The sequence below is a fragment of the Bacillus sp. S2(2024) genome (genome assembly GCF_050474045.1).
Taxonomy (GTDB): Bacteria; Bacillota; Bacilli; order Bacillales; family Bacillaceae_G; genus Bacillus_A; species Bacillus_A yunxiaonensis.
In genome coordinates this window covers 14,355-27,219 of the sequence record NZ_JBFLUS010000003.1, presented here as the reverse complement: position 1 = coordinate 27,219, position 12,865 = coordinate 14,355, and the positions used below count along the sequence as shown (strand labels likewise).

General features: G+C 37.5%; 11 protein-coding genes and 3 riboswitches. Of the genes, 3 read left to right on the top strand and 8 right to left on the bottom strand.

Going from position 1 to position 12,865, the window contains the following annotated elements:
* Positions 1-135: 135 nt before the first annotated feature.
* Genes AB1284_RS00300 through AB1284_RS00285 form a run of 4 tightly spaced genes read right to left on the bottom strand, consistent with a single transcriptional unit; the run spans position 136 to position 2,939 of the window.
* On the bottom strand, positions 136-885 hold the full coding sequence (locus tag AB1284_RS00300; protein ID WP_336483832.1) for an ABC transporter ATP-binding protein: 750 nt from the start codon (positions 883-885) through the stop codon (positions 136-138).
* The gene (locus tag AB1284_RS00295) at positions 882-1,874 is read right to left on the bottom strand and encodes an ABC transporter substrate-binding protein (protein WP_429752564.1); all 993 of its coding nucleotides are present in this window, start codon (positions 1,872-1,874) and stop codon (positions 882-884) included. The genes AB1284_RS00300 and AB1284_RS00295 overlap by 4 nt, the downstream gene beginning before the upstream one ends.
* The gene (locus tag AB1284_RS00290) at positions 1,871-2,671 is read right to left on the bottom strand and encodes an ABC transporter permease (protein ID WP_429752566.1); all 801 of its coding nucleotides are present in this window, start codon (positions 2,669-2,671) and stop codon (positions 1,871-1,873) included. The genes AB1284_RS00295 and AB1284_RS00290 overlap by 4 nt, the downstream gene beginning before the upstream one ends.
* Positions 2,619-2,939: an MTH1187 family thiamine-binding protein gene (locus AB1284_RS00285; protein ID WP_429752568.1), complete on the bottom strand. Its 321-nt coding sequence runs from the start codon at positions 2,937-2,939 to the stop codon at positions 2,619-2,621. Before AB1284_RS00285 ends, AB1284_RS00290 begins: the two co-directional genes overlap by 53 nt.
* Positions 2,940-3,045: 106 nt before the next feature.
* Positions 3,046-3,148, bottom strand: a riboswitch (TPP riboswitch).
* 131 nt (positions 3,149-3,279) lie between these two features.
* Between AB1284_RS00285 and AB1284_RS00280 the strand changes: the two genes are divergently transcribed.
* The gene (locus AB1284_RS00280) at positions 3,280-3,651 is read left to right on the top strand and encodes a cytochrome-c oxidase (RefSeq protein WP_429752570.1); all 372 of its coding nucleotides are present in this window, start codon (positions 3,280-3,282) and stop codon (positions 3,649-3,651) included.
* Between the two features lie 115 nt (positions 3,652-3,766).
* On the opposite strand, the gene AB1284_RS00275 is transcribed toward AB1284_RS00280, so the two are convergent.
* Positions 3,767-5,506 (bottom strand): methyl-accepting chemotaxis protein, encoded by a 1,740-nt coding sequence (locus AB1284_RS00275; protein WP_429754382.1) that lies wholly within the window; start codon positions 5,504-5,506, stop codon positions 3,767-3,769.
* A 129-nt stretch (positions 5,507-5,635) separates the two neighbouring features.
* Positions 5,636-5,722, bottom strand: a riboswitch (cyclic di-GMP riboswitch).
* 292 nt (positions 5,723-6,014) lie between these two features.
* Between AB1284_RS00275 and AB1284_RS00270 the strand changes: the two genes are divergently transcribed.
* Complete coding sequence (locus tag AB1284_RS00270; protein ID WP_429752572.1) at positions 6,015-7,328, top strand: anaerobic C4-dicarboxylate transporter family protein; 1,314 nt, start codon at positions 6,015-6,017, stop codon at positions 7,326-7,328.
* A gap of 61 nt (positions 7,329-7,389) precedes the next feature.
* On the opposite strand, the gene ilvA is transcribed toward AB1284_RS00270, so the two are convergent.
* The 3 genes from ilvA to thiM form a co-directional block, all read right to left on the bottom strand.
* The gene (gene ilvA / locus AB1284_RS00265) at positions 7,390-8,598 is read right to left on the bottom strand and encodes a threonine ammonia-lyase (protein ID WP_429752574.1); all 1,209 of its coding nucleotides are present in this window, start codon (positions 8,596-8,598) and stop codon (positions 7,390-7,392) included.
* A 147-nt stretch (positions 8,599-8,745) separates the two neighbouring features.
* A complete protein-coding gene (gene thiE, locus AB1284_RS00260; RefSeq protein WP_429752576.1) occupies positions 8,746-9,399 on the bottom strand; it encodes a thiamine phosphate synthase in 654 nt (217 codons plus the stop codon).
* A 15-nt stretch (positions 9,400-9,414) separates the two neighbouring features.
* Positions 9,415-10,224, bottom strand: a complete 810-nt coding sequence (gene thiM / locus AB1284_RS00255; protein WP_429752578.1) for a hydroxyethylthiazole kinase — start codon at positions 10,222-10,224, stop codon at positions 9,415-9,417.
* 72 nt (positions 10,225-10,296) lie between these two features.
* A riboswitch (TPP riboswitch) is annotated at positions 10,297-10,406 on the bottom strand.
* A gap of 198 nt (positions 10,407-10,604) precedes the next feature.
* Here thiM and AB1284_RS00250 point away from each other — a divergent pair.
* Positions 10,605-12,797, top strand: coding sequence for a DNA topoisomerase III (locus tag AB1284_RS00250; RefSeq protein ID WP_429752580.1), 2,193 nt, complete (start codon positions 10,605-10,607; stop codon positions 12,795-12,797).
* The last annotated feature ends 68 nt before the right edge of the window (positions 12,798-12,865 follow it).

Genomic DNA, 12,865 nt, shown 5'->3' with positions numbered 1-12,865 from the left:
TCCTTTTGAAATCATTATTTTCTCATAATAATAGTATAAACAAAGCTCTTATATCATATTCTTCATTTTTCTTTTTGTTCCTGCATCCAAAAGAAAAAACTCTTAACAAATTAAATTTGTTAAGAGTTTTTTCTTTTATTTCCTCATATAAGGAGCCAATATTTTTAATATCTCTGTTTTATCTTCTTTTAATTCTACTGACGTTAACATGTCCATTGTTCGAGGTCGCGGCAAATTCACTTTGACTTCTCCAACAATTGTTGATGGTTGCTGCGACATAATGAAAACACGATCTGATAACAAAATGGCTTCATCTAAATCATGCGTGACCATAATGATAGTTTGCTTTCCTTTTTGCCATGATTCTAGCAGCCAGCTATGCACTTCCATTTTTGTAAATGCATCTAATTTCCCAAAGGGCTCATCAAGCAGCATAATTGGTTTATCACATAAATACGTACGTAAAAAACTAACCCGCTGCCGCATACCACCTGATAAAGCATCCGGATAATGATTTGCATATTCATCAAGTCCAAATTGCTCTAGTGCCTCCATCCCAGCTTCTAATCGTTTTCTTTTTGACTGCCCTTCAATTTCTAAAGGTAGCACAATATTATGAAGCGCAGAACGCCACGGAAGCAGAAGATCTTGCTGCGGCATATAGCTAACAATATCTCGATTCATAACAGACTGATTTTCGTAAAATACATCTCCCTCATTTGCTCGTTCAATTCCAGCAATAATGTTTAATAATGTACTTTTTCCGCAACCACTTGGCCCAACAAAGGACACAAATTCTCCATCCTGAATTGAAACATTCATATGTTCTAGCACTGTTTTCCCATCAAATGTTTTCGTAACGTCTTTTACTTGTAATCCGCTCATTTTTCGCTTGGAAGGAATTCGTTTGTAAAGGCAGCCTTTACATCAATTTTCTTTTTAATGACTTTATTATCATATAAGAAATTCATATAATTGCTCCACACTTCTTCCTTCTGTACTCCCCACGCTTTCGCATCATCTTGATATTTCGTACTTAACCATTTTTGACTTTCTTGTACTAACTCTTTATTAATATCAGGTACATTTTTAATTAAAATATCCGCCGCTTCTTTCGGTTCCTTAATTGCAAAGTTGTAACCATCTGTTGTTGCTTTCATAAATTTCTTCACAAAGTCTTTATCTTGTTTTGCGTGTTTTTCACTCGTAATAATAACAGGGCTGTAATAATCTAATGCTGGATCTAAATCTTTTACCATAATAGTGTTTAGTTCAATGCCTTTTCTCTTTGCTTCAATACCATCCCAGCCATAATAGATCCACTCAAAATCAGCATCGCGGCCGATAGATTTAAAGAAATCAGTTTGTCCAAGTACAACATTCTTTACTTTACTATAGTCTGCTTGTTGCTTATCCATAATCGTTTTCAATGTTGCTTCTTCTGCTGGTCCACCCCAGCCGCCATATCTTTTTCCTTCAAACGCCTTTGGCGATGTTATATTATCTTTTTTTAGAGATGCAAACGCAGATGTATTATGTTGAATAATTGCACCAATTGATACAACTGGAACGTTTTCTTCACGTGCTATTGTTACGTTTTCTTGGTAGCTTACACCAAAATCGGCTTTTCCAGATGCAACCATTTGTTCAACAGAAGTATTATCACCCGGCTGAATAATTTCTACATCTAATCCTTGTTTTTTATAGTAATCTTTCGTCTTTGCTACATATAAACCAGTATGATTTGTATTTGGGAACCAATCTAATACCACTGTTACTTTTTTCTCTTTACTCTCCGCTTTCTTTTCTGCCGAGCAACCTGCAAATGAAAATAGTAGAGAAGCTGCTAATAGCATTTTTAATCCTTTTTTCATTTTCCCTCATCCTTCCTGTAAATCCATGGTGCTGTTAGTCTTGCCACCAATTCAACAATAAAATACAACAATAACGTTACACTGACAATAACAGCAGCTATTCCAAATACACGTGCTGTTAAAAAGGATTTTGTCGCCCTTGTCAGCATAACCCCTAGCCCTTCACTTGCACCAAGCCATTCTCCAATAATAGCTCCCATTACGCTATACGTAACTGCAATTTTTAATCCAGAAAAAAAGTATGGCAATACTGCTGGAAATTTCACTTTTTGATATACTTGCCACTTACTTGCTCGCATTGTTTGAAGCAATTTTAGCATTGCTTTATCTACCGTTTGAAAACCTTCTAAAATGCTAAGTGCGATTGGAAAGAAGCATACGAGAATAACAACCATTACTTTTGGCAGCATTCCATAGCCAAACCAAATAATAAATAAAGGTGCTAGCACGACAATCGGAATCGTTTGTGAAATCACTAATAACGGATTAATTAAAACACGGAATAATGGGATGACATCCATAATAATTGCAATACTCGTGCCAATTACAATCGCAAAGAATAATCCGATTAAAACTTCTTGCAGCGTCTGCATTGTATTCGGAAGTAGTAAATCTTTCATTTGTATAAGTTCACTTACAATCGCAGAAGGCTTCGGTAAAATCCACGGTTCAATATGAAATACTGACACAGCCCCTTCCCATATTGCAACGAGGAGGAGAAGCCAAATTGTTGTAATCGCTATATTAGATCGTTTCTGTTTTTTCATATTCTTCACGATACTTCCATACTTTTTCATCAATCGTTACACCTGTGCTTGGACGATAATGAATTTTAATAGAAGTAATGACTTCTTCCGCCCCATCATCTATGCAAGCTTGCTGCGCACGTTTAATAATATCAAGAAGCTCATCTAATTCCCCTTCCATCGTTGTTTCCATCGCACCAACCTCATAGCGTACACCAGATTGCTGAACAACCTCAATCGCTTTATCTACAACTGAATATACATCTTTCATCTTTGCTTGTGGTACTACTGAAAATGAAATCGTAACTTGCTGTGACATACTAAATTCCTCCTTATATAAAATAAAATTTGTGTAAAAAGAAAAGGCTTTCCTGCCCCAGGGCAGGAAAGCCTTATATTCAAGTTACCATAGAATAACATATGCTACGATTCTTGATACAACTCCCTACGCTGGCATTATCCAGATCAGGTTAAGGGTCGATGTATTGTTACATCCTCTCAGCCGTACGGGCTCCCCTGTTCCAATTCGTTTTCATTGTAGCACGTATTATTTTTGTGAACAAACAAAATTAAATTTTTCCATCTAATGATACTGTCCTCAAGTTCGTCTTCATATATTCTATTGTACTCACAAATTAATACGGAAAGGTGGAATTTGTATGGGCATTCGCTTTATCAAGATTTCTTCTATTTATTTTGTCATCGGCGTCTGTATGGGAATGTATATGTCAATGTCTCTTAATTTTGCATTAAAAAGTGTACATGTACACTTACTGCTTCTTGGCTGGGCTTCAATGATGGCAGCTGGCATTTTATATCATATCTTTCAAGAGGCTGGTCAGTCTAAACTAGGGAAATTTCACTTTTGGCTACTTAATATTGGACTGCCAATTATGATGATTGCGCTAGCCCTTGAGATCTATGGACATCATGCCGCTATTCCATTTGTTGCCGGCGGTAGCATTCTTGTTGTTCTCGCTATTATTATCTTTTCTATTAATATTTTTACGCATATCAAAGAAAATTCATAATGAAATTCTTTGCAAAGTAAAACTTGCATCGGTCGTGGTCTTATTGCACCGAAATATCGGGATAACATATATGAAAAAGCAGAAGCGGTTAGCACTTCTGCTTTTTTATGATATTTCAGCTTTTAAATTCTCCAATAAGCTCTCGCAATTCATAGGCAAGCACATTTAAACAACTTGCTAATTCTGCTACTTCTTGAACAGACATTTCCTGTTCCCTCATACCTACTTCTACATAGTTTGTATTCTCGACATATGTCTTTGCAATATTTGAAAGATCATTTACTAAATGAACAATATCTTTACTATTTTGCGAAATCAGACTTGATGTTCCTGATACTTCTTTTACTTGTTTTGTCACAGATTGTGCTGACTGTAAAATTTCTGCAAAAAACACTCCGCTATTTTGCACAAGAGAAATTCCCGATTCCACTTCTTTTGACCCTTTTTGCATCGAAACAACGGCTTGTTCAGTTTCAATTTGTGTTTCACTAATAAGTTTAGAAATATCTTTAGCGGATGTTTCCGTTTGTTCTGCTAATTTCCGCACTTCTTCTGCCACAACTGCAAAACCTTTACCAGCCTCTCCAGCACGCGCTGCCTCAATAGAAGCATTCAAGGCAAGTAAATTTGTTTGATTTGAAATACCTGTAATCACTGTAACAATATCACTAATTTGTTTTGAACGATCTTCCAGCGAATAAATAATAGAAGATAAATCTTGGACCGCTTTCTGTATTAAATTCATCTGCTGAATAATTTGTTCAATTGCCTTGTTACCTTTAACAGAATGATTCTCCATTCCTTCAGCTGCCTCCGCTACGTGCCCTGCAGCTTCTGTAATTCCTTGCATCTTATTACCCATCTCATTGACAATTTCTAGACATTGCTGTACAGAAGTTTGCTGAGAATGAGCACCCTCGTTTAACCCTCCAATAGAGCTTGCAATTTCTTGTACAGCCCTACTATTCTCCTCTGTACTTGCTGAAAGCTCCTGCGAAGAAGATGAAACTTGTTCTGAGGTTTCTTTTACCTTCTCAATAATTTTTCTGAATTTTTCAATCGTATTATTAAAATACGTATTAATAACCCCTATATCATCTGAACGCTCTCTTAGTTGTATACTTAAGTCACCATCTCCTACTTTTCGCAATCCTTCACGCAACTCTTTTAACGGTGCTAAAGAACTACGAACAATAAAGAATTGAATTAAAGTCGCAATAATGAGAAAAATAGAGATAAAAATCAAGCTTTGAATGATAAACTTTTGTTTCGTACTTGCAATAATAGAAGCATCTACATCTACCCCAACAATTGCAGCAATTTTTTGACCCTCGCCTATAATTGGCTCTAATATTGTGACCCAAGTCCCAACATCATCTTCATATACTGCGGATACCTGCGGTTTTTTTGTCGACATTACTTTTTCATAAGTTTCCATCCAATATGAAGGCTGCTTAGCATAATCTCCTGCCTGTAGTTTCGTGGCCTTCGATAACTCCGTGGTCATTCCTACTACTTGTAATTCTCCCTTGTTATTTGTTTTTACACCAGTAACATACAGATGACCTATAGTTTTTAATTCTTTTGATACATCACCTAACTGCTGAATTAACGTTTCTTTTTTCACTCTTTGCGTCGTTGGGTCTTTTGCAAGATCCTCAATCAATCCCGTGTCTAGTTTGTGGACTACCATATCCCCCGTATCTACGGAGTGCTTTTCATATATAGACAACATACTATTCTGGAAAATATTAAAGTTTAACGCGCTCATACTGCCAATAAGCATTAAAATAACAAGGATTGTTAACAATACGTTTTTTTGTAAAAACGATAACTTTGACCAATATTTTTTTATAATCATTTTATCCCTCCCAAAAAAAACAAATTAACATAATATAAAAATATTTAGAATATTTAAACCAAAAAATAGTTAAAAAAAGAGACCAATGTATGAAAAAGCATTGGTCTAAACCAACCCTATCAGTCCGGTAACTGGCTAGCTTAGTCTATTTTGACCTTAGCCCCTATAGTTTTGCGACCTTATGTTTCCATAAGTTTGCCTTTCTCGATGAACGAGTTGAACGATATGGGAGTTTTATGAGAATTACACAATTCTCTGTCTCAGATTACAACATCTAAATCATTTTGTCCATTTATTTGCACATATAAATATTAATTCCACAATAATTCTTTTGTAAAATAATTGTAACAAAGAAGAGCGAATCAGGTTTTGGATATGCTATATAATAAAAATGGCTATTTTCAGAGATTTATTTTATTATTCATTATTTAATTTTCGAATCATTAAACAAATTAAGTTATTTGATAATAACAATTGATTATTCTCCCGGAGGTACTACACTATGTTCTGGCTACAGTTCATCATCTTGTTACTCTGCATTTTCATCGGTGCACGCCTTGGAGGTATTGGCCTTGGCGTAATGGGAGGCGTCGGGATGACAATCTTTGTCTTCTTCTTCCACTTACAACCAACCTCCCCGCCAATCGATGTTATGCTTATGATTTTAGCAGTTATTACAGCCGCTGGAGCACTACAAGCTGCTGGGGGGATGGACTATCTTGTTCACCTTGCAGAAAAAGCACTCCGTAAAAACCCTAAACGTATTACGTTCTTTGCCCCAATCGTCACTTATTTATTTACGTTTTGCGCAGGGACAGGTCACGTTGCCTATTCGGTTCTTCCTGTCATTGCTGAAGTATCACGGGAATCAGGAATTCGACCAGAGCGTCCACTGTCAATCGCTGTTATTGCATCGCAGCAAGCGATTACGGCAAGCCCAATTTCAGCAGCAACCGTTGCACTTCTCGCTATGCTTGCTGACTATAAGATTACACTATTAGATATTTTAAAAATTAGTATTCCATCTACCTTTATCGCTTGTATGGCAGCTGCTTTCGTCGCGAGCAAAATGGGGAAAGAGCTAAACGAAGATGAAGAATACTTAAAACGATTACAAGAAGGCATGATTCCAAAACTAGAAGAAAAGAAAGAGTTTATTGTTCCAAAAGGTGCAAAACTGTCTGTTATCCTCTTTTTGCTTGCAACAGTTCTAGTTGTGCTTCTTGGATCTTTTGAAGCGTTACGCCCTAGCTGGATGATAGCCGGAAAACTTGTACGCCTTTCTATGCCAAACACCATTGAAATGGTGATGCTAACAATCGCTGCACTGATTATTATTTTTTGTAAACCAAATGTGGAAAGCATCGTGTCTGGTAACGTCTTTAAAGCAGGAGCAACAGCAGTTGTTGCGATTTTCGGCATCGCATGGATGGGGGATACGTTCTTTAACGGTAACTTACAAATGATTCAAGGTTCCATTCAAGGTCTCGTAACGAGTGCACCGTGGTTATTCGCAATTGCACTATTCGTGCTATCAATCTTGTTATATAGCCAAGCCGCAACGGTACGTGCGTTAATACCACTTGGATTAACACTTGGCATTTCACCAGCACTATTAATCGCGATGTTCCCAGCTGTAAACGGATATTTCTTTATTCCAAACTACGGAACAATCGTTGCGGCAATTAACTTTGACCGTACAGGTACAACGCGTATTGGTAAATATGTATTAAATCATAGCTTTATGATTCCGGGCCTTGTTGCAACAATAACATCAATTGGAATTGGAATGCTCCTCATTTCACTGATGTTTTAATGAAGAAAGAGCTAGCCTTTACAATGGCTAGCTCTTTTTAATCAAACGTTTGTTTAAATATTTATTCAATAACTTCGATACTATACCCTTTCTCCTTCATTCCGATTAACACTTGCTCAATATGGCCCTGATCTTTCGTCTCAAGAGAAAGATGCAGCTGCGCATAACCTGGAAATACTTTCGTTCCAATCCTCTCTAAATGAATATGAAGAACATTTGCTTCGAAATCAGTTACAATCTGTAATACTTTCTGTAATTGCCCTGGCTTATCTTTAATCATTGTTGAAATATGTACAAATCGCCCTGCTTCAACCATACCATGTTCAATAATGCGCGAAATAAAATTAACATCAACATTGCCGCCACTCAAGACAGAAACAACCTTTTTCCCTTGCACTGGCACTTTTCCATATAATTGCGCAGCCAGTGAAGTAGCACCTGATCCTTCCACAAGCAACTTATTACGCTCTAGTAACATGAGCATCGCCCGAGCAATTTCCATTTCATCGACGCAGAAAATATCATCCACATAGCGCTGCACAAGCTGAAAAGTGAGATCCCCCGGTCTTTTTACTGCAATTCCGTCTGCCATCGTTGGTGTTGACTCTACCGTTATCCTTTGTTTTTCAGTAAGAGATTGTTTCATACTAGGACACGCCAACGCCTGTACACCATAGATTTTCACAGATGGCTTTTGTTCTTTAATTGCCATCGCAACGCCCGCAATTAAACCACCACCACCAATGGGACAAATGACCGCATCAACATCATCAATCTGCTGCAATATTTCTAATCCAACTGTTCCTTGTCCAGCAATAACAAGCTCATCATCAAATGGATGTACAAACGTCGCTCCTGTTCGTTCCTTTAAATCAAGTGCATATGCTAACGCTTCATCAAATACATTCCCTTGCAATTCAACATTAGCTCCGTAACGCTTTGTCGCAAGTATCTTACTAAGTGGTGCTCCTTTTGGCATCACAATCGTACAAGGAATACCAAGCATATTGCTAGAATAAGCTACACCTTGTGCATGGTTACCAGCTGATGCTGCCACAACTCCTTTTTGCAATTCTTCTTTGCTAAGTGAAGTCATTTTATTATAAGAGCCACGTACTTTAAAAGAACCTGTCTTTTGTAGGTTTTCTAACTTTAAATACACTTCGTTATGAGATAGTTCGCTAAATGTACTAGAATAATCTAACGGTGTTGTATGTACAATGCCCTTCATTTTTTCATGAGCAGCTATAATACTTTGTAACGAAATCATATTGTCGCCTCCGAAACGATATATATTCATACACGTTAGTTTAAGCCTCACAGTTTGTTTTATACGACAAAAAGAACCATTTCTTCATGCTAGAAATGGTTCTTTCAAAATGGTAGTGATTTTCACGATATATAACAAATTTATTTATTATTTTTTCACTTGTTCAGCTAATCTCTTCGTACTATTATAAGGAGAATCTGCTAAGCTAATCGCAGAAATAACAGATACCCCATTCGCACCTGCTTCAAGGACAGAGGCAGCATTTTCAATTGTAATTCCACCAATACCGACAATCGGAATTTCAATGCCACTTTCACGGAAAAAGCGTAATCCCTCCGTTCCTTGTACTGCTTTTGCATCTTTTTTCGTATGTGTTGGAAAAATCGGCCCTACCCCTAAATAATCTGCACCATTTTCAATTGCAAAGCGTGCTTCTTCTATTGTATGAGCGGATACACCGATCATTTTATCTCCCATTTTTTCACGTACCATCTTAATGCCCTCATCATCTTGTCCAACATGAACGCCATCTGCATCTAATTCTAGTGCTAATTCCACATCATCATTCACAATAAATGGAACATGATATTCTTTACACAAAGACTGAAGCTGTCTTGCAAATGCATATCGTTCTTCTCCCGTTAATGCTCCATCACCTTTTTCACGATATTGAAAAATTGTAATTCCACCATCGAGTGCTTCTTTCATGACTTGTAATGGATCTTTGCGGCAATTGTTACTCCCCATAATAAAATATACTTGTAATAACTCGGACATATACTGTTTATCGATGCGCGCCATTTCTCTCATCCTTTCTTAACGAACTTCTTCGACATTCCCATATTGTTCAACGTCTTTTGCAGTAACATTTGCTAACTGATTAAGAAATTCAATTTGGAAACTTCCTGGTCCTTGTTCAGCTGTTTTGTTTGCTGCTATTTCTGCCGCTACACCATAAAACGTTACTGCTGCGACTGCTGCTTTTACATAGTCTCTTTCGACTGCTGCAAATGCGCCAATCACAGATGTTAATAAACAGCCCGTTCCTGTTACTTTTGTTAAAATGGGATGACCGTTACGAAGAATGAATGTTCTTTCTCCATCTGTTATAACGTCTTCTTTTCCAGTAATAACAGCAACAGTATTTAGCTGCTCTGCTGCTTGTTTCGCAATGGAAACAACATCACCGTTTCCTTCTCCTGCATCAACACCTTTAATCTCCCACTTCTCATCAATCACATTTGCAATTTCCGCCGCATTGCCGCGGATAATTGCTAGTTTCACTTCACTTGGGATATGTCTCGCAACTTCTGTTCGATACAAAGTTGCACCAGCGCCAACAGGATCAAACAAAACTGGTACATTGTGCGCATTTGCTGATTTCCCAGCAATGAGCATCGCTTCTACTTCTTCCGGGCGAAGTGTTCCCATATTTAAAACAAGCGCTCCAGCAATACTTGCCATTTCAGCTACTTCTTCTTTCGCATATGCCATCACGGGCGATGCACCTAATGCAAGTAAACCATTAGCTGTAAAATTTGTCACAACAACATTTGTAATATTATGAACGAGCGGATTTCTTTCTCGTACTGTTTCAATTACTTGTGCAATTTCTTTGATTTTCATATTTGTCCATCTCCTTTTCTAATAATGGGAGATATAGCCAAAAAGACACTTTGCGCATGCAAAGTGTCTTAATATATACTTTCACACTCTCCCTACGCTGGCATTATCCAACAGGTTCAAATGGTCAACGACAGATTAGCCGTACTCTCAGTTTGCATCCGCAAACTCCCATGTGTTTTCTTATTCATCTAATTCAGAGTCTACTCTTATTCTATCAAAATCACAAGTTACATTTTGTTATGAAAATTCTTCTCCTCTTAACTCATCAAAGATGTAAAGTGTTTCATTACTAACAATAGATTCGAATCTTCCGAATAACTGAATCCAAAAAGGATGTATGCTATAGTTAACTTACGGAAATTCGAAAGGATGTTTGAAATATGGCAAAAAGTGTTGTAATTGCTGAAAAACCTTCTGTTGCACGTGATATTGCACGTGTGTTGAAGTGTGATAAAAAAGGAAATGGTTATATTGAAGGCAATAAGTATATCGTTACTTGGGCTTTGGGGCATCTCGTTACATTAGCAGATCCAGAAAGTTATGATGCGAAATACAAAAATTGGAATTTAGAAGACCTTCCAATGCTGCCTGAACGCTTAAAATTAACAGTGATCAAGCAGACTGGAAAACAGTTTAATGCCGTTAAAAGTCAACTGATTAGAAATGATGTAAATGAAATCATCGTGGCTACAGATGCAGGAAGAGAAGGAGAATTAGTCGCTCGCTGGATTATTGATAAAGTTAAAATGAATAAACCTATTAAGCGTCTATGGATTTCATCTGTTACTGATAAAGCAATTAAAGATGGCTTTGCAAATTTGAAGCCTGGTAAAGCATATGACAATTTATACGCTTCAGCTGTCGCACGTTCGGAAGCCGACTGGTATATCGGTCTTAACGCGACACGTGCATTAACGACACGATTCAATGCACAACTAAATTGCGGTCGTGTGCAAACGCCTACCGTGGCGATCATTGCAGGCCGTGAAGACGAAATTAAAAACTTCAAAGCACAAACATACTACGGTATCGAAGCCCAAACAACAGACAAGTTAAAATTGACTTGGCAAGATGCGAAAGGCAATAGCCGTAGCTTCGATAAAGAAAAAATCGATGCCATAGTGAAAAAACTAGGCAAACAAAATGCCACTGTCGTGGAAATTGAGAAAAAACCTAAAAAGTCGTTTTCTCCTGGTCTTTATGATTTAACAGAACTACAACGTGATGCGAATAAAATCTTTGGTTATTCCGCAAAAGAAACGTTAAATATTATGCAAAAACTGTATGAGCAGCACAAAGTATTAACATACCCTCGCACAGATTCACGCTACATCTCATCCGACATCGTGGGGACACTTCCAGAACGTCTGAAAGCTTGCGGTGTAGGTGAGTATCGTTCTTTAGCTAATAAGGTCTTAACTAAACCAATTAAAGCTTCTAAAGCGTTTGTTGATGATAGTAAAGTAAGTGATCACCATGCGATCATTCCAACAGAAAGTTATGTAAACCTTTCAGCTTTCACAGATAAAGAACGTAAAATTTATGATCTAGTTGTAAAACGTTTCTTAGCAGTTTTATTCCCAGCTTTCGAATACGAACAACTAACGTTACGCGCAAAAATTAACGATGAAAACTTCATCGCACGCGGCAAAACAATTGTTAACTCTGGCTGGAAAGAAGTATATCAAAATCGCTTTGAAGATGAAGATGCAGTAGACGATTTAAAAGAACAGATTTTACCTCGCATCGAAAAAGGCGATACATTAAACGTAAAACTAATTGCCCAAACAGCAGGGCAAACAAAGCCGCCTGCACGCTTTAATGAAGCAACATTACTTTCGGCAATGGAAAATCCTACAAAGTACATGGGCACGCAAAATAAACAACTTGCAGACACGTTAAAATCAACTGGTGGACTAGGTACTGTTGCTACACGTGCTGATATTATTGATAAATTATTCAATTCGTTCTTAATCGAAAAGCGCGGCAAGGACATTCACATTACATCAAAAGGCCGTCAGTTACTTGATCTAGTACCAGAAGAATTAAAATCCCCTGCACTAACTGCTGAGTGGGAGCAAAAACTTGAGGCAATTGCGAAGGGTAAATTGAAAAAAGATGTATTCATTTCAGAAATGAAAAACTACACAAAAGAAATTGTTTCTGAAATTAAATCGAGCGATAAAAAGTATAAACACGACAACATTTCCACAAAAACTTGCCCGGACTGCGGCAAACTAATGCTAGAAGTAAACGGCAAAAAAGGAAAAATGCTTGTGTGCCAAGATCGGGAATGCGGCCATCGTAAAAATGTATCCCGCACTACAAACGCACGCTGCCCTCAGTGTAAGAAAAAACTAGAACTTCGCGGTGAAGGAGAAGGTCAAATCTTCGCATGTAAATGCGGCTATCGCGAAAAGCTTTCTTCATTCCAAGAACGCCGTAAGAAAGAATCTCATGGAAAAATGGATAAACGCTCTGTACAAAAGTACTTAAAACAACAAAAAAAACAAGAAGAACCTCTAAATAATGCATTCGCAGAAGCATTAAAAGGGCTGAAGTTTGATAAATAACACACCAAAAGGAGTTGAATGAAAAGGGATGTAGATGCCCTTTCATTCAACTCCTTCTTTCATGTCCA

Bases quoted from the DNA above. Each gene is read 5' to 3' on its own strand.
- AB1284_RS00300 (WP_336483832.1), bottom strand. From the start codon at position 885: ATGAGCGGATTACAAGTAAAAGACGTTACGAAAACATTTGATGGGAAA.
- AB1284_RS00295 (WP_429752564.1), bottom strand. From the start codon at position 1,874: ATGAAAAAAGGATTAAAAATGCTATTAGCAGCTTCTCTACTATTTTCA.
- AB1284_RS00290 (WP_429752566.1), bottom strand. From the start codon at position 2,671: ATGAAAAAGTATGGAAGTATCGTGAAGAATATGAAAAAACAGAAACGA.
- AB1284_RS00285 (WP_429752568.1), bottom strand. From the start codon at position 2,939: ATGTCACAGCAAGTTACGATTTCATTTTCAGTAGTACCACAAGCAAAG.
- AB1284_RS00280 (WP_429752570.1), top strand. From the start codon at position 3,280: ATGGGCATTCGCTTTATCAAGATTTCTTCTATTTATTTTGTCATCGGC.
- AB1284_RS00270 (WP_429752572.1), top strand. From the start codon at position 6,015: ATGTTCTGGCTACAGTTCATCATCTTGTTACTCTGCATTTTCATCGGT.
- ilvA (WP_429752574.1), bottom strand. From the start codon at position 8,598: ATGATTTCGTTACAAAGTATTATAGCTGCTCATGAAAAAATGAAGGGC.
- thiE (WP_429752576.1), bottom strand. From the start codon at position 9,399: ATGGCGCGCATCGATAAACAGTATATGTCCGAGTTATTACAAGTATAT.
- thiM (WP_429752578.1), bottom strand. From the start codon at position 10,224: ATGAAAATCAAAGAAATTGCACAAGTAATTGAAACAGTACGAGAAAGA.
- AB1284_RS00250 (WP_429752580.1), top strand. From the start codon at position 10,605: ATGGCAAAAAGTGTTGTAATTGCTGAAAAACCTTCTGTTGCACGTGAT.